Consider the following 16846-nt stretch of genomic DNA (forward strand, 5'->3'; position numbering starts at 1 on the left):
GGAGAAACATGAAGGTCAGGAATTCACTGCGCGCACTCAAGAAGATCCCGGGCGCCCAGGTGGTGCGGCGCCGCGGGAAAACCTTTGTCATCAACAAACTGAACCCGCGCTTCAAGGCGCGCCAGGGCTAGGAACGTGCCTGCCAGGACGGCCGGGGCTCCCCTTCGCGGAGTCCCGGCCGTGGCACGCGCGCAATAGGCTTTGCTCAGAGCCCCCGCTAGCCGAAGGAAGTTCCCGTGCCGATCCTCAACAAGGACATGACCCTCTGCATCTCGCTCTCGGCCCGGCCGAGCAACAACGGGACGCGGTTCCACAACTTCCTGTACGAGGAACTCGGCCTGAACTGGATCTACAAGGCCTTCGCCCCCACGGACCTCTCCAACGCCATTTCCGGGGTGCGGGGCCTGGGCATCCGCGGCTGCGCCGTGTCCATGCCCTACAAGGAGGACGTCATCGCATTGGTGGACCGGATGGACGCCTCGGCCTCGGCCATCGATTCCGTCAACACCATCGTGAACGACTCCGGCGTGCTGACCGCCTACAACACCGACTACACCGCCATCGCCCAGCTGATCGAACGCAACGCCATCAGCCCGGACTCCTCGGTGCTCCTGCGCGGCGCGGGCGGCATGGCCAAGGCCACCGCGGCGGCATTCCGTGACGCGGGATTCACCCGGGTCACCGTTGTGGCCCGCAACGCGGAAGCCGGCAGTGCCCTCGCAGACCTCTACGGTTTCGCGTGGCAGGCCGAACCCGGCAACAGCACCGCGGACGTCATCGTCAACGTCACGCCGATCGGCATGGCCGGCGGACCCGAGGCGGACGCGCTGTCCTTCCCGGAAGCGGCCATAGCCGTGGCGCAGGTGGTGTTCGACGTCGTCGCGCTCCCGGCCGAGACCCCGCTCATCAAGGCCGGCCGTGCAGCCGGAAAGACCGTGATCAGCGGCGCCGAGGTCGCCACCATCCAGGCCCTGGAACAGTTCGTGCTGTACACGGGCATCACGCCGAGCGCTGAGCAGGTGGCCGCGGCGGAAGCGTTCGTGCGCGAACAGTAACCCGCTTGGGGTTCAAACCGGTTCGACGACGACGGCGATCCGTTCCTCGCCGATCCGTGTCAGGACCAGCGTGGCGGCTTTGCCGGCCTTGCCTTTCGCTCCTGCCTTGGACTTCGCGGAACCGCCGCCGGGCAGCAGCTGCTTCCGGAGCTCTTCGGGCGTGGTTGACACGCCGCGCTTCTTGATCTCCAGGGTGGTGATGCCCTGCGCCTTGACCCAGGCCTTGAGCACCTTGACGTTCAGCGGCATGGTCTCCACAACCTTGTAGGGGCGGGCGAACGGCGTGTCCACGAGTTCCGGGGCGCAGATGTAAGCGATGTGCTCGTCCAGCAGGTGCCCGGCCAGGCGGAGCGCGACGTCGGCAACCAGTCCCGCACGGATCACCGCACCGTCCGGCTCGTAGAGGTACCCTTCCACAGGTCCGACGTCCGGAACGGGCCCGGCGTCGAAATCTTCACTGCTGGTGATTTCGGCCGCTCCCCGCGGCCCGAGGAGCAGGGCGGCGCGGCGGATTCCCGGCCGGGCCACCTTGTTGAACCACAGGGCCACCTCGGTGACGTCGCCGGCCACCGAGACCCATTGCGCCTCGCAGCCTGCGGGAACGGACTCGTGCGGCATCCCGGGACCCATCTTGACCCCCACGGACTTGCCGGACGCGGCCAGAGACTCCACGAAGGACAGCGGCGGGGAGAATTCTTCCGGGTCCCAGATCCGGGTGGTTCCCGACGTCGAGGTGGTGCGCCGCGCCGGGTCCAGCCACACGCCGTCGATCCCGTCCAAGGGCACCGAGGTGGCGTCGGCATGGACAACGGAGGCATGCGGGAACGGCATCAGGTTGATCGTGGCGCAGGCTGCCGTGGCTTCGTCCAGTTCAACGGCCGTGACGGGGATGTCCAGGGACGCCAGGGCCATGGAATCGGCGCCGAGTCCGCAGCCAAGGTCCGCCACATGGGAGCTGCCTGCGGCGGCGAAGCGTTCGGCGTGGCGGGCGGCCACGGTGAGGCGTGTGGCCTGCTCCAGTCCGGCCTGCGTGAAGAGCATCTGCCGGGCGAACTCGCCGAACTTGGCCTCAGCCCGGGTCCGCAGGCGGGACTGGGTGAGGACGGCGGAGACCAGCTCGGGGGCGTGCCCGGCCTTGCGGAGGCCCGTGTTCAAGGCCAGGGATTCGCTCTCGCGGTACGGACCCAGCGAGGCGAGCAACTCCCAGCCTTCCGTGGTCAGCAAAGGAGCAATCTGGTCCTGGAGGGACGCGGCGTCCGGCGCCTTGGAGCTGTGGGGCATGCCATCCAGCCTACTTGCCGTCTTTGTGCGCTTCTCTCCCGGGTTCTCCCGCGAGCGGGCGGCGGTGCGGGCGGACGGCTAGGGTTGATTGCATGGAAGACAGCATCAGCCGCCAGTCCGAAGACCCCACACCGACTCCCCGTCCGGGCAGCAGGATTCCTGCCCGCCTTGCCGTTTACGCCCGTCCCGCCGTGATCGCCGGCGCTGCCATCGCGGTCGTCTGCATCGTCCTGCTGATCATTGTCTTCTTCCTTGATTCCTTCAACGCCGCCACCTACTCAATGACCGGCAAGAGCGTCCAGGACGCCACCGACGAGGCCCGGGACATCCGCGAAAGCTACTCGGGCGTCCGGATCGGTGCGCTCGTGGTGCTGGTGCTCTCCGCCGTCGCGGCTCTGGCAGGCAGCGTGGTGCTCTACCTGAACCGGGGCTCCGTGCAGGAAGACGACGGGGACAACGGCGAAGACGTGGACTTCGACGACCTCGCCGACGAGTAGCCGCGCCGCTACACCCCGTTCACCGTGGACGAAACGCTGGCACTCACCTTGACCGAGTGCTAACGCTTGCATAGAGTCTGAGTTAGCACTCTCCCTCGGAGGGTGCTAATCATGCCGCAGGCACTTGCCGGCACCGCGACGACGGCAAGTCCGCCAAGGCACCCCTGGTTTGATAGTCCATGTACTACCTCACGTAAAGGAGAGATCCGAGTGTCGGTCTCCATTAAGCCTCTCGAGGATCGCATTGTTGTCCGCCCGCTCGAAGCCGAGCAGACCACCGCTTCCGGCCTGGTCATCCCGGACTCCGCCCAGGAAAAGCCGCAGGAAGGCGAAGTTGTCGCAGTAGGCCCCGGCCGCTTCGATGACAACGGCAACCGCGTGCCGGTCGACGTCGCAGTCGGCGACGTCGTCATCTACTCCAAGTACGGCGGAACCGAAGTCAAGACCGGTGGCTCCGAGTACCTCGTGCTGTCCGCCCGCGACGTTCTCGCGATCGTCGTCAAGTAATTCCCTGGACCCCGCACCGCAGGCCGGACCGGATTTCCGGCCGCCCGCGGTGCGGGTTTTCCGTCTTGAAAGGACACAACCATGGCAAAGCAGCTTGCGTTCAATGACGCTGCCCGCCGCTCGCTCGAAGCCGGCATCGACAAGCTCGCCAACACTGTCAAGGTGACCCTTGGCCCGCGCGGCCGCAACGTCGTGCTGGACAAGAAGTGGGGCGCCCCCACCATCACCAACGACGGCGTCACGATCGCCCGCGAAGTCGAGTTGGACGACCCCTACGAAAACCTTGGCGCACAGCTGGCCAAGGAAGTCGCCACCAAGACCAACGACGTCGCAGGTGATGGCACCACCACCGCCACCGTGCTCGCACAGGCACTCGTCAAGGAAGGTCTGCGCAACGTAGCCGCCGGCGCCGCACCTGGCGAGATCAAGCGCGGCATCGAGGTCGCCGTCGAGGCCGTGGCCGCCCGTCTGCTGGCGAACGCCCGCGAAGTCGAAGGCACCCAGGTTGCCAGCGTCGCCGCCATCTCCGCCCAGAGCGAAGAGATCGGCGAGCTCCTTGCCGAAGCTTTCGGCAAGGTCGGCAAGGACGGCGTCATCACCATCGAGGAATCCTCCACCACCCAGACCGAGCTGGTCCTCACCGAGGGCATGCAGTTCGACAAGGGTTACCTGTCCCCGTACTTCGTCACCGACGCAGAACGCCAGGAAGCAGTCCTCGAGGACGCCCTCATCCTGATCAACCAGGGCAAGATCTCCTCCCTGCAGGAATTCCTGCCGCTGCTGGAGAAGGTCCTGCAGGCCGCCAAGCCGCTCTTCATCATTGCCGAAGACATCGACGGCGAGGCCCTGTCCACCCTGATCGTGAACCGCATCCGCGGCACCCTGAATGTCGTGGCCGTCAAGGCTCCCGGCTTCGGCGACCGCCGCAAGGCCATGCTGCAGGACATCGCAACCCTGACCGGCGCCCAGGTCGTCTCCCCGGAGCTTGGCCTGAGCCTGGACCAGGTGGGCCTCGAGGTCCTCGGTTCTGCCCGTCGCATCACGGTCACCAAGGACAACACCACCATCGTCGACGGTGCAGGCTCTGCCGAAGACGTAGCCGGCCGTGTTGCCCAGCTCCGTGCCGAGCTCACGCGCACCGATTCCGATTGGGACCGCGAGAAGCTGCAGGAACGCCTGGCCAAGCTGGCCGGCGGCATCGGCGTCATCAAGGTCGGCGCAGCAACCGAGGTCGAGCTCAAGGAAAAGAAGCATCGGATCGAGGACGCAGTGTCCTCCACCCGTGCCGCCCTTGAAGAAGGCATCGTCTCCGGCGGCGGTTCGGCCCTCATCCACGCCCTCAAGGCACTGGATGACGACCGCCAGGTCAACAAGCTGGAAGGTGACGCGGCTGCCGCCGTCGGCATCGTCCGCCGCGCCCTGGTCCAGCCGCTGCGCTGGATCGCCCAGAACGCCGGCTTCGACGGCTACGTCGTCGTCGCCAAGGTATCCGAGCAGCCCGAGAACCACGGCTTCAACGCGAAGTCCGGTGAGTACGAGGACCTGATCGCCGCAGGCGTGATCGACCCCGTCAAGGTCACCCGCTCCGCACTCCGCAACGCTGCTTCCATCGCCGCCCTGGTTCTCACCACCGAGACCCTGGTCGCCGAGAAGCCGGCCGCGGAAGAAGACGCACACGCAGGCCACAGCCACTAGTTTCGGCTGGCGCCTCCTGGCGTGACAGAAGGCCCGGTTCCCCTTGAGGGACCGGGCCTTCTGCTGTTGTTACCGGCTGTTCGTCGTCGGGGCAGGGGAGGGACTCGCCTTCCCTGCCGGTGCCGACGGCGTTGCGGACGCACCAGGAGCAATCGACGACGGCGGCGCGCTGCCGCTGCCGCTTTCAGTTACCGACGGGCTTGGCGTCAGCGGGGCGAACGGCTCGCCCGGTTGCGCGCCGGCAGGGAGGTGTTGCGGAGCGGTCAGCCCATCGGGGAGGGGCATATCGAGCGGACTGCCGTTCTGGTCGTAGAAACGGACGTCCCGCAGGACGTTTCCATCCTTGTCGTAGACAAAGACATGCTCGACGCTCGCGCCGTTCACGCTGAGTGGCGGAATGTAGCCGGGGTTGTAGCTGGCTGGAGCCGGGGTGTCGGTGCTCAGGGCGTGGTAAGTGACGGGCGGCAGCATGGCCAAGAGGAAAACCACGCAGATCGCGTTGAGCGCTTTCAGGGCACGCCGTAGAAGGATACTTACCGGTGCCGGCCTGCTTCCCCACCTGACGCTGAGCACAACCAGCAACACCATGAACGCCCACGCCGCCGCGCCGCGGGGCATGAACCCTCTGTTGCCGAGCAGAGGCACCGTGATGATCTGGAAAATCGCCCACGCCCGCAGCAGCCACCAGACCGGGCGCAATTTGATGAAGAACCCAAGTACGGCATTGGACGCCGGATTCGAACGGACCCGGGCTAGGAAGTCCGTGCCGGCATTCCGGAGCGTATCCCGGATGCCGGGCCCCCTGGCGGCGCCGGCGTTGCGTTCGGGCAGTCCGGCGGAGCTGCGGAGTTCGGCCGAGTATGCGGCGGGGGAGAGTGCAGGAACCGCGCCGGACTCCTCGAACTGTTCCATGAGGTCAGCTTCGAGCCCCTCTGTAAGGTCCTCGACGTCGGTGGCCGGAAGGTCGCCCAGTTCCCGGCGGACAGCCTCCGCGTATGCAGCGACCACGGCCGGGACGGTCTGGGAACTGGTCATTTCTTGTCCTCCATAGTGTCGCTGCGGTTCTGGGTTGGAATGTTCAGTGCCGGAACGGGTTCGGTGGAGAGCAGCCGGCCCATGCTCCGGGCGAAGTCCTGCCAGCCCTTGCTCTGGATACTGAGCATGGATTTGCCGTGCTCGTTGATGCCGTAGTACTTCCGGTGCGGTCCGCCTTCGGACGGCACCACATAGCTGGTCAGGGCGCCGCTCGCGTACAGGCGCCGCAAGGTGCCGTAAACCGAGGCATCCCCGACGTCCTCCAGTCCTGCCGCGCGGAGCCGCCGGACGACGTCGTACCCGTACCCGTCTTCCCGGTTCAGCACCGCCAGCACCGCCACATCCAGGACCCCCTTGAGAAGTTGCGTCGAATCCATGGTTTCTCCAGTCGCTTGCTTGTATGCACCAGACACTACTATGCAATGCGCAATAGTGTGCAAAGTGAAAACGCGGCGCGCCGCCCCGGCGATTGCCCAGTATCGGCTAGCTGCGGTGCGGGCGGGGCGCGCCGGGCCTTTTGGGGACGGCCGGGTGCTTGGTTTTGGCGCGGCGCTGCGTGAATTTGAAGAAGAGGAGCACTCCCGCCGCAGCAAGGACGATGCCCAGCAGGTTGAGGAGCAGCTGCAGTGCCGATCCGGCGGCTTTTCCGGCCTCGCCCATAACCAGGGCGACGGCGATGTACCCGGCGGCGGGGACTGTCGTCACCGAAATGAAGACCCCGATCAGGGCGGATGAGCGCCGGCTGATCATCGAGAGCATGCCTGCGGCGCCGGCCAATCCCGCGACGATCAAGGAGTACGGGCCGGGGTGGTAGATGAACTCCACGGACGAGCCCTGGTCCAGTGCATCGGCCGCGAACAAGCCCAGCGGCAAGGAGAGCCGGGCGGCAGCGGCCGTCACCAGCATGGCCAGGGGAAAGCCGACGGCCAAAGCCACCGCGGCGGCCCGCACCATCGCCCACTTGCGCTCCACGAGCCCGAAGGCCAGCGCCGCGAGCGGGCCGAATTCCGGGCCTACCACCATGGCGCCGACAATCGCGATGGTGGAATCCGTGACGATGCCGATGCCCGCCAGCTGGGTGGCGATGACCAGGAACGCCAGGTAGCTCCAGGTCAGGCGCGAGTCCTCGCCCGTCTGCCGTGAAACTTCATCCCAGATGACGGCGTCCGAGCCCTCGCCCGGAGCGTCGGCCGAGGCCTTGTCCGCCCTCTCCGAGAGCACGAGCTCGGGCGTGCTGGCCGAAACGGAACCGAGCTCCGGGACCCGCAGCCGGTGGAGTTCCTCCATAAGGCCTTCAACGGACTCCCGGGCCAGCTGCACCGTGATGACGTCGCCTGCCGGAATCACCGAGGAGCCCTTGTCGACGGCGATCTCGGCAGTGCCGGCATGGGTAACGCACTGGTTCACGACGGCGTCGGACAGCTCTGCCGGGACGCAGATGCGAAGCTGGACAATCACCCGGACCCCCTGTCGGTATGCGGCTCAGTCCTGGCCCAAGCTTAAGTTGCGCGCCTTGATCAGCTTGCTTGCGATTCGCCCCAGCAGGTAACGGATTGGTAACATGAGGGGTCAGGGTTACGAGCGTTGAGGAATCTGTACAGGTCATGACTATGGGAAACACGGCACCGAAGGCTGCCGCCAAGCAGGGCGGCAAAGGGGCGAAGGGCAATTTCCGTCCTGAGGTCCAGGGGCTGCGCGCCCTTGCGGTCCTCATGGTCGCCAGCTACCACATCTGGCTCGGCAGGGTTTCCGGCGGCGTGGATGTCTTCCTGCTCATCTCCGCTTTCTTCCTCACCCTGTCCTTCACCCGCAAGCTTGAGCAGGGCATGGAACTGCGGCTCCTGGGGCACTGGCTGCACGTCTTCAAACGGCTTCTCCCGGCCGTGGTGGTGGTGATCCTGGGCGTCCTCGCCGGGATGTGGATGCTGGTGCCGCAGACCCGTTGGGGCAGCCTGCTGAACGAAGCCTGGGCCACTCTCTTCTATCGGCAGAACTGGCAGCTGGCTGACACCGCCGTCGACTACTACGCCCAGAACCATTCCGGCGCGAGTCCCTTCCAACACTTCTGGTCGCTCTCTATCCAGGGCCAGGTCTTTATCCTGTGGCCGCTGATCTTCGCTGCTGTGGGCATCGCGGTACCGCTCCTGCGCAAGGTGCCGTTCCGCGGTGCGCTGGCACCCCTGGGCCGACTGAGCCACCGTGGCCTGCTGGTCATCGTTTTCGCGGCGGTGTTCGCTGTTTCCCTGGCCTACTCGGTGGATCACACGGCCAGCAACCAGGCCTACACCTACTTCGACACCCGGGCCCGGCTCTGGGAATTCGCCCTGGGCTCACTGCTGGCCCTGGCGCTGCCGTACCTGTCGCCGCGTCGCTGGCTGCGGGTGCTGCTCGGCTGGACCGGCCTCGCCGCGATGCTCTCCTGCGGCCTGCTCCTCACTGTCGACCGTTCGTTCCCGGGCTTCGTTGCCCTCTGGCCTACCCTTGCCGCGGCCGCGATCATCGTTGCCGGGCAGAGCGGCAGCCCCCTCGGAGTGGACCGGGTGCTCGGCTCCAAGCCGCTGGTCTGGCTCGGCGGCCATTCGTACGCGCTCTATCTCTGGCACTGGCCCTTGCTGGTCTTCACTCTCCTGGCCACCGGCGCAACTGCCCCGGACCTGGGGCTCGGCCTCGGCATCCTGGCCGTCGCCCTGCTCCTGGCTGTCGGGACGAGCCGCTTTGTCGAAGCTCCGCTGCGCGAGTGGAAGTGGCCAGAACTGCGTACCTGGCGCACCGCCGTCGTGATCGCGGCATGCGGCACCCTGCTCGCGGTGCCGCTGAGCGCCTGGCAGGGAATGATCGCCGCGGACAACGCCGCCATCGCCGCCCAGCCCAAGGAACTGACGCCGGGCGCGGCGGCCCTGAAGCCGGAGAACGCCGGCAAGCCCACGCCGGAGGCAAGGATCATTCCCGGGCCTTCGGCCATGGACGATGAGTGGGCGCACGTGGACGGAGTGTGCACGGGGGCCAATGTGCCCACGGATCCGCTGCTCCAGGGCTGCCTGCAGATCAGCCCGGCTGCCAAGCCCACCAAGCACATCGTGGCGCTCGGCGATTCGCACGCCCAGCAGTACATGGCTGCCCTCGGGCCGATCGCCAAGGAGCATGGCTGGGAAATCGTGACCCTCTTCAAAGGGAACTGCCGCTTCGGCGCAGAGTCCCCGGAGCGCCCCCAGGACTGCAACGACTTCAACAAGGCAAGCGCGGCGTACGTGCTGGAGCACAAGCCTGATGCTGTGTTCACCGTGGCGTCCCTGACGCACGTCGACGCGCCATTCGAAACCGAGGTCCCCGGATACCTTGAAGGCATCAAGCCCTTCGCCGATGCCGGCATCGACATCGTGGGCATCCGGGACAACCCGCGCTTCGCCATCAACATGCCCGAGTGCGTGCAGAAGAAGGGGCCGGACTCGCCTGAGTGCAACACCCCGCTGGAGAAGTCCCTGGCGGCGTCCTCACCGCTGGATGACTACCGCGGGAAGGTGAAGCGGCTCTACCTGATGGATATGAGCGACTTCATCTGCGCCGAGGGTGTCTGCCCCGCGGTGGTTGGCAACGTGTACGTCTACAAGGACGAAAATCACCTCACCCGCACCTACGTGGAGACGATGATTCCCATGTTCGAGCGGCGGCTGCTTGCCGCCACCAAGTGGAAATAACCGCTTTGCATGCCCGACGCCGGCGGGCAGCCGGGTGTGCTTGCTCACATTGCCGCCGTGGAATATGGGGATCGTCCCCGAGGTTCTAATATTTACTCAATACCTGCACAGGCCAGTCCCGTAATGACGGGTTGGTCATCTGCTGCAACCCCTACCCTTTAGACCCCACGAAACACGGTAAGAGGCGCACTCATGACCCAGCCCGAACACGATCCCTTCGGATTTGTAGGCCTGACCTACGACGACGTCCTGCTCCTGCCGGGCCACACGGACGTCATCCCGTCCGATGCAGATACTTCCTCGCGCATCTCCAAGCGGATCGTCGTCCAGACCCCGCTCCTTTCGGCCGCGATGGACACCGTCACCGAGTCCCGCATGGCCATCGCCATGGCCCGCCAGGGCGGCCTGGGCGTCATCCACCGCAACCTCTCCATCGCAGACCAGGCCGACCATGTGGACCGCGTCAAGCGCTCGGAATCCGGGATGATCACCAACCCGCTGGTCATCGGCCCCGAGGCCACCCTGCTTGAACTGGACCAGTTGTGTGCCCGCTACCGGGTTTCCGGCCTGCCGGTCGTCGACGGCGACAACCGCCTGCTGGGTATCATCACCAACCGCGACACCCGCTTCGTTCCCGAGAGCGAGTACCCCTCACGCCTGGTCAGCGAAGTGATGACCAAGATGCCGCTGGTCACCGGCCGCGTTGGGATCAGCCGCGAAGAGGCCTCCGATCTGCTTGCGAAGAACAAGATCGAGAAGCTGCCGCTCGTCGACGAGCTGGGCCGCCTCCAGGGCCTCATCACCACCAAGGACTTCACCAAGGCGGAGCAGTATCCGCTGGCCACCAAGGACGAGGAAGGCCGCCTGCGCGTCGGCGCCGCCATCGGCTTCTTCGGTGACGGCTGGGAACGCGCCATGACCCTGATCGACGCCGGCGTGGACGCCCTTTTCGTGGACACCGCCAACGGCCACTCGCAGGGCGTGCTGGACATGATTGCCCGTCTGAAGGGCGACAAGGCTGCTGCGCACGTGGACATCATCGGAGGCCAGGCCGCCACCCGCGAAGGCGCCCAGGCGCTGATCGACGCCGGCGCCGACGGTATCAAGGTGGGCGTTGGCCCTGGCTCCATTTGCACCACCCGCGTGGTTGCCGGCGTCGGCGTCCCGCAGATCACCGCCATCTACGAATCCGCGAAGGCCGCCATCCCGGCCGGCGTCCCGCTGATCGCCGACGGCGGCCTGCAGTACTCCGGCGACATCGGCAAGGCCCTGGTCGCCGGTGCAGACACCGTCATGCTCGGCTCCCTGCTGGCCGGCTGCGACGAGTCCCCCGGCGACCTCATCTTCGTCAACGGCAAGCAGTACAAGAGCTACCGCGGCATGGGCTCGCTGGGCGCCATGCAGTCCCGCGGCAAGAACACCTCGTACTCGAAGGACCGCTATTTCCAGGCGGACGTTTCCGGTGACGACAAGCTCATCCCCGAAGGCATCGAAGGCCGTGTTGCGTACCGCGGTCCGCTGTCCTCCGTGGCCTACCAGCTGGTCGGCGGACTGCGTCAGACCATGTTCTACACCGGTGCGCCGACCATCCCCGAGCTCAAGGCCCGCGGCAAGTTCGTCCGCATCACGGCCGCAGGCCTGAAGGAATCGCACCCGCACGACATCCAGATGACGGTGGAGGCACCGAACTACGGTTCGCGCTGACCCCAGCTGGCGCAGGCCCATCAACACAGCCGTTCCCCGTGGAGAAATCCGCGGGGAACGGTCGTTTAACCGGGCTTAAGCTGGGGGCATGTCTGAAAAGTCCGCGGAACCGCGGCACCCGGCCTCTGTCCGGCTGAGCAGTTCTCCCGGAGCCGGCAAGGACCCGCCCCGCAGGCTCGCGCTCCGGCCTTACGCCCGCGCCGTCGGGCAGGTCCTCAAGGTGAGCTTCCAGGCATCGCCGGCCGCGGTGGTCATGAAGGTGGCGGGCTCGCTCGTTTCGGCCATGCTGCCGCTCGTCACCACCTATTTCGCGTCGCTCACCACGACGGCGCTGGCCGCCGGTTATGCGGGGGATCCCGACGCCGGCCCGAAGGCGGTCCTGTACGTCATCATCACCGCGGCGCTCGGCCTGTTTTGGGGCGCCTTCAGCAGCGTGGACCGCTATGTCCAGTCACTCATGAGCTTCAGGGTGGGCGCTATCGTGGGCGACCGCATGTACGACCGTTTCCTCGCCCTGGAATTCTGGCGCTACGACGACAAAGAGACGGTCGATCTCTATGACCGGGCCAAGCGCTTCTCGGATTCCTATGCCCGGGTGTTGGACCGGATCGCCGCCATTTTCACCCAGCTGGTCTCCGTAATGCTGGCCATCGGGGCGTTGCTGCTGGTCAGTTGGTGGATCGCGGCCATTGTGCTGGTGGCGATCGTTCCCAGTGTGTACCTGCAGTTCAAGCTGTCCCGGGAACAGATTGCCCACTGGAACACCCAGGTGGATTCCCGCAGGCAGCGGCGAATGATCGAAACCAACCTGATCCGCCCCCAGCACATCGCCGAGATGCGCCTGTACGGGATCGTCGGTTTCCTCATGGAGCTGCGTTCGCGGCTGCGCGACGCCGATGAGCGGCGGCGCCTCGACTTCCAGAAACGCTACATCCCCAAGCAGCTGGCGGCGGACGCCCTGCAGTACGGTGCGGAAGTCGTATCCCTGATCTGGGTGGTGGGGCAAATCATTGCCCGGGCGCAGCCGGTCGGCCAGTTCCTCTATGTGCAGCAGATCGTCAGCCGCGCACTGTCCACAGCCAACAACCTGGTCTCGGCGTTGAGTTCCATCGACGAGGACCTTGCCAACCTGAAGGACTATGAGGTTTTCATGTCGCTGCCGGTGCACTCGGTCCGGGCACCGGCTTTGGCTGCCGCGCCTAAAACCGTTGAATTGCGGGATATCCGTTTCAGCTACACCGGAAGCGACATCGAGGTCATCAAGGGCATTTCCCTCACCATTGAGCAGGGCCAGCACATCGCGATCGTGGGGGAGAACGGTGCCGGAAAGTCGACCCTCATCCGGATCCTGGCGGGGCTGTACAGTCCGGGGTCGGGGCACGTCCTGCTCGACGGCGTCGATCTCGCAACCCTTGAAGTCATGAGCTGGCACCGCCACCTCGCCGTCCTCAGCCAGGAGTTCCTCAAGTACGAATTCGCCACGGCTGCCGACAACATCTATTTCGGCGACGTTGAGGAATCCCGGGACGACGCCAGGGTACGCAAAGCTGCACATGATGCCGAAGCCCTGGAGTTCATCAACAAGCTTCCCAACGGCCTGGACAACCACGTGAGCAACTGGATGGAGGATCCCAGGGGGCGCAAAGGCAGCGGATTGTCCGGCGGCGAGTGGCAACGGATCGCGATGGCCCGGAACTTCTACCGGCGGGCCTCGTTCATGGTCATGGACGAGCCTACGTCCGCGATCGACGCCCTTGCAGAACACCGCATCTTCACCAGGCTGTTCGCCGACCGCAGCAGCACGATCATTGCCATCAGCCACCGCCTGGCAACCATCGAAAAGGCGGACATCGTGTACATGCTCGAGGACGGCAGGATCGTGGAGCAGGGGACCCACAAGGAACTTGTGGCGCTGCGCGGTCGCTATTTCCGGATGTTCGAATCCCAGCTGAGCCTGGACGGGAGTGCCCGGGACGAAGGCTGAGGCTTGGAGGGGTCCGTAGCCGGCTTGGACGCAGGGATCGCGCCAGGTGGCCGGAGAGCCCGACGGCGGCGCCCCCTTTGGTGGGGACACCGCCGTCGCGATTTCATGCAGTTCGCTTTTCATGCAGTGATGACGGACCCAGCCGGTGCGTCAGGAAACCGCCACCGAGGTGTCGTCCAGCTGGAACGTGGTGGAGTACGAGTAGTCCTCGGTGCCCAGGAAGCGCACGGTCACGGCCTTGCCTTTGTAGGCGGACAGGTCCAGCGTGCGCTGCACGTAGCTGCTTCCCTTGTCCTTGTTGGAGTAGGTGGCCAGGGTCGTGGTGGTGGCGCCGTCGATCACCTGGACCTTGAGGGTGTCGTAGGCCGTAAGTGTGCCTTCATTGCTGAGGACGCGCAGGTAGAAGGACAGGGAGCCAGCGCCGCTGCCGGTTGGCACGGTCACCTTCTGATCGAGCGTGTAGGTGGTGGACTGGCCCCAGCCGTTCAGGGCGGCATAGCCGGTGCCGGTGCGGGCCGAGCTGCCGCTCTCGAACGTGTCGCTCTTGTTGGAGGTCCAGGAAGCGGCACCGGATTCGAATCCCGGATTCAGCAGGACATTGCCCGACGGCGGCGGCGTGCTGCCGCCAAGCAGTGCCATGGTGGCGGCCGCGTCGGAGAGTCCGGCGCCGCAGCCCAGGCTGCATCCGGCCGGCATGGGGCGGGTGCCCTGCTTGAGGGTCGATTCGACCTGGGCCGGGGTGAGTGACGGGTCGGCAGCCTTCATCAGGGCAACGAGGCCCGCGACGTGCGGCGTGGCCATGGAAGTGCCCTGGTACCAGGCGTAGCCGGCGGCAGCCGGGACGGTGGTGCCGGTGTTCAGGGTGGAGAGGATGCCGCCGCCGCTCTGGCGCGCATCGCCGCCGGGGGCGGTGAGATCGACCGCACTGCCGTAGTTCGAGTAGTAGGACAGCCCGCCGCTGTTGTTGCTGGCCGCGACGGTCACGACGTTGCCGCAGTTGGCGGGCTGCGAGGTGGAGGCGTTGGAGGCCTCGTTTCCTGCTGCCACCACCACGGTGGTGCCGCGGCCCACGGCGCTGTTGATGGCGTTCTGGTAGGTGGAGGAGCAGCTGCCCGAGCCGCCGAGGCTCATGTTGATCACCTTGGCCGGGTTGGCGTTGGCCGGGATGCCTGAGACGGTGCCGCCCGAAGCCCAGATGATGGCGTCGGCGATGTCTGACAGCAAGCCGCCACATTTGCCGAGCACGCGGACGGGGACCACTTTTGCGTCGGGTGCGACGCCGGCCACGCCGGTCGCATTGCCGGTGACCGCGGCGATGGTGCCGGCCACGTGCGTGCCGTGCCACGAGGAATTGGAGCTACTTGTATCGCCGCATTCCCCGATGCCGTACCAGTCGCCCTGGTCCTGCGGGTTGGAGTCGCGGCCGTTGCCGTCGCGGGCTGCCGCGGAGTCGGCAATGAAGTCGTAGCCGGGGAGGATGTTGGCGTCCAGGTCGGGGTGGGCGGTGATTCCGGTGTCGATCACGGCCACCACCGATCCGGCTCCGGTGGAGGTGTTCCACGCGCCCGGGATCCGCATGCCGTTGGTACCGGTGAACTCCCACTGCTCGCCGTAGCGGGGATCGTTCGGGGTCAGGCTTGCCCGCATCCGCGCATCCGGTTCGACGTATTCAACGGCACCGGATGCCGCCACTTCCGTCATGAACTTCGCTGACTGCCGGGCGTCCAGGGCCTTTGAGCTGGCGACCAGCGTGGCGCCGGTGGCCAGGCCACGGACTTCACGGGGCGTGATGCCAAGCTCCTTGGCGGCCTTTCCCCACGCGTTGGCCCGGGCAGTTGCGGTGGCGCCCTGCGCTCCGGCCTTGTATTGCACGATGAACTGCGAATACTGCTCGCCGGGCTGCACGTTCCCGACTGCGGCTGTGCCGGTTCCAGCATCGGGGGTCGTGGACGGTGTGGTGGCGCCGGCGGGCGCGGCGCCGACGGTCATCAGTCCGGCCAGCACGGCGGCCGACAACGCAAGGCCGCTGTATTTCCGGCGGCTCGAAGGGGTTTTCTCCATGGGAATTCCTGTCTCCGGGCGGGTGTGGTCCCGGGCGATGAAAGTGGAGTCGGCGCGGAGGGTTTCCGCAACCGAGAGAAATCTATTGGCGTTGTCAATATTTGTAAATAGTTCTTTCACGTTTTGTGAAGCCTTTACTTTATTGGTCGAATCGGTTCCGTCATGGGGGTCCAGTAAAGTAGAGCCCGTGACTTATGAGATTGAGATTGGCCGTGGCAAGCGTGGGCGTCGTGCCTACTCCCTGGATGACATTGCGATCGTCCCCAACCGCAGGACCCGCGACCCCAAGGACGTCTCCGTCTCCTGGCAGATTGACGCCTATAAGTTCGAAATGCCGGTGATCGCTGCCCCGATGGACTCGGCCATGTCGCCGGAAACCGCCATCGCACTGGGCAAGCTCGGCGGCCTCGGCGTGCTGGATCTCGAGGGCCTGTGGACCCGTTACGAGGACCCGCAGGCTGTCCTGGATGAAATCGCCGCACTCGCCGACGAAACCGCCAGCCCCGCGGTCACGCGCCGCATGCAGGAGCTCTACAAGGCACCGATCCAGCCCGAGCTCATCACCAGCCGGCTCGCCGAAGTCCGCGCTTCCGGTGTCACGGTTGCCGGCTCCCTGACGCCGCAACGCACCCAGGAGCACTACAAGACGGTGGTGGCCGCCGGCGTCGACATCTTCGTCATCCGCGGTACCACTGTCTCCGCCGAGCATGTCTCCAAGAACCACGAGCCGCTGAACCTGAAGAAGTTCATCTACGAACTCGACGTTCCGGTGATCGTCGGCGGCGCCGCCGGGTACACCCCGGCCCTGCACCTCATGCGCACGGGCGCCGCGGGCGTCCTGGTCGGCTTCGGCGGTGGCGCCACCACCACCACCCGGCGCGCGCTGGGCATCCACTCGCCGCTGGCCTCGGCCATCAGCGACGTCGCCGCCGCGCGCCGCGACTACCTCGACGAGTCCGGCGGGCGTTACGTGCACGTCATCGCCGACGGCGGCATGGGCTCCTCGGGCGACATCGTCAAGGCCATCGCCATGGGGGCGGACGCCGTCATGCTGGGCAGCGCCCTCGCGCGCGCCGAAGAAGCGCCCGGCAAGGGCTGGCACTGGGGCCAGGAGGCTCACCACCTCGAACTGCCGCGCGGCGACCGCGTCAACGTCGGAACCGTCGGTCCGCTCGAGGAAGTGCTCTTCGGCCCCGGACACCACACCAACGGCACGTCCAACCTCATTGGCGCGCTGCGCCGCTCGATGGCGACCACCGGCTATTCGGACCTGAAGGAATTCCAGCGGGTCGACGTCGTCGTTTCCCCGTATCTGGGCTAAATCCGTCGGCC

14 protein-coding genes are annotated in these 16846 nt (G+C 66.2%); 9 read left to right on the forward strand and 5 right to left on the reverse strand.

The window, feature by feature from the left end:
* Positions 1 to 8 precede the first annotated feature (8 nt).
* Both ykgO and ACNQPB_RS17120 read left to right on the forward strand, forming a co-directional pair.
* On the forward strand, positions 9 to 131 hold the full coding sequence (gene ykgO, locus ACNQPB_RS17115; protein ID WP_074588393.1) for a type B 50S ribosomal protein L36: 123 nt from the start codon (positions 9 to 11) through the stop codon (positions 129 to 131).
* Positions 132 to 236: 105 nt separating this feature from the next.
* Positions 237 to 1055: a shikimate 5-dehydrogenase gene (locus ACNQPB_RS17120; protein ID WP_498753624.1), complete on the forward strand. Its 819-nt coding sequence runs from the start codon at positions 237 to 239 to the stop codon at positions 1053 to 1055.
* A 12-nt stretch (positions 1056 to 1067) separates the two neighbouring features.
* Here the strand turns inward: ACNQPB_RS17120 and ACNQPB_RS17125 are convergent, their stop codons facing one another.
* Positions 1068 to 2336 (reverse strand): THUMP-like domain-containing protein, encoded by a 1269-nt coding sequence (locus ACNQPB_RS17125; RefSeq protein WP_498753625.1) that lies wholly within the window; start codon positions 2334 to 2336, stop codon positions 1068 to 1070.
* A gap of 92 nt (positions 2337 to 2428) precedes the next feature.
* Between ACNQPB_RS17125 and ACNQPB_RS17130 the strand changes: the two genes are divergently transcribed.
* The 3 genes from ACNQPB_RS17130 (at position 2429) to groL (ending at position 5035) form a co-directional block, all read left to right on the forward strand.
* Entirely contained in the window at positions 2429 to 2833 is a 405-nt protein-coding gene (locus ACNQPB_RS17130; RefSeq protein WP_498753626.1) for a hypothetical protein, read from the forward strand.
* Positions 2834 to 3043: 210 nt separating this feature from the next.
* Entirely contained in the window at positions 3044 to 3340 is a 297-nt protein-coding gene (gene groES / locus ACNQPB_RS17135) for a co-chaperone GroES (protein WP_070347908.1), read from the forward strand.
* A gap of 81 nt (positions 3341 to 3421) precedes the next feature.
* The gene (gene groL / locus ACNQPB_RS17140) at positions 3422 to 5035 is read left to right on the forward strand and encodes a chaperonin GroEL (protein WP_498753627.1); all 1614 of its coding nucleotides are present in this window, start codon (positions 3422 to 3424) and stop codon (positions 5033 to 5035) included.
* A gap of 69 nt (positions 5036 to 5104) precedes the next feature.
* Here the strand turns inward: groL and ACNQPB_RS17145 are convergent, their stop codons facing one another.
* From ACNQPB_RS17145 to ACNQPB_RS17155, 3 genes are all read right to left on the reverse strand, one after another.
* Positions 5105 to 6070, reverse strand: coding sequence for a hypothetical protein (locus tag ACNQPB_RS17145; protein WP_498753628.1), 966 nt, complete (start codon positions 6068 to 6070; stop codon positions 5105 to 5107).
* Positions 6067 to 6447 (reverse strand): PadR family transcriptional regulator, encoded by a 381-nt coding sequence (locus ACNQPB_RS17150; RefSeq protein ID WP_498753629.1) that lies wholly within the window; start codon positions 6445 to 6447, stop codon positions 6067 to 6069. The genes ACNQPB_RS17145 and ACNQPB_RS17150 overlap by 4 nt, the downstream gene beginning before the upstream one ends.
* A 106-nt stretch (positions 6448 to 6553) precedes the next feature.
* Complete coding sequence (locus ACNQPB_RS17155; RefSeq protein WP_498753630.1) at positions 6554 to 7528, reverse strand: DUF389 domain-containing protein; 975 nt, start codon at positions 7526 to 7528, stop codon at positions 6554 to 6556.
* 152 nt (positions 7529 to 7680) lie between these two features.
* Between ACNQPB_RS17155 and ACNQPB_RS17160 the strand changes: the two genes are divergently transcribed.
* The 3 genes from ACNQPB_RS17160 to ACNQPB_RS17170 all read left to right on the forward strand — a co-directional run bounded on the left by ACNQPB_RS17160 (position 7681) and on the right by ACNQPB_RS17170 (position 13453).
* Complete coding sequence (locus ACNQPB_RS17160) at positions 7681 to 9765, forward strand: acyltransferase family protein (protein ID WP_498753702.1); 2085 nt, start codon at positions 7681 to 7683, stop codon at positions 9763 to 9765.
* A gap of 192 nt (positions 9766 to 9957) precedes the next feature.
* Entirely contained in the window at positions 9958 to 11469 is a 1512-nt protein-coding gene (gene guaB, locus ACNQPB_RS17165; RefSeq protein WP_498753631.1) for an IMP dehydrogenase, read from the forward strand.
* A gap of 88 nt (positions 11470 to 11557) precedes the next feature.
* Positions 11558 to 13453 carry an ABC transporter ATP-binding protein gene (locus tag ACNQPB_RS17170; protein ID WP_498753632.1) on the forward strand — a complete coding sequence of 632 codons (1896 nt, stop codon included), beginning with the start codon at positions 11558 to 11560 and terminating at the stop codon, positions 13451 to 13453.
* Positions 13454 to 13603: 150 nt separating this feature from the next.
* Here the strand turns inward: ACNQPB_RS17170 and ACNQPB_RS17175 are convergent, their stop codons facing one another.
* The gene (locus ACNQPB_RS17175; protein WP_498753633.1) at positions 13604 to 15514 is read right to left on the reverse strand and encodes a S8 family serine peptidase; all 1911 of its coding nucleotides are present in this window, start codon (positions 15512 to 15514) and stop codon (positions 13604 to 13606) included.
* A gap of 187 nt (positions 15515 to 15701) precedes the next feature.
* Here ACNQPB_RS17175 and ACNQPB_RS17180 point away from each other — a divergent pair, with 187 nt between their 5' ends.
* On the forward strand, positions 15702 to 16835 hold the full coding sequence (locus ACNQPB_RS17180; RefSeq protein WP_498753634.1) for a GuaB3 family IMP dehydrogenase-related protein: 1134 nt from the start codon (positions 15702 to 15704) through the stop codon (positions 16833 to 16835).
* The last annotated feature ends 11 nt before the right edge of the window (positions 16836 to 16846 follow it).

This window comes from Curtobacterium sp. LFS079 (assembly GCF_047977865.1).
In the GTDB taxonomy this organism is placed as follows: Bacteria; Actinomycetota; Actinomycetes; order Actinomycetales; family Micrococcaceae; genus Arthrobacter.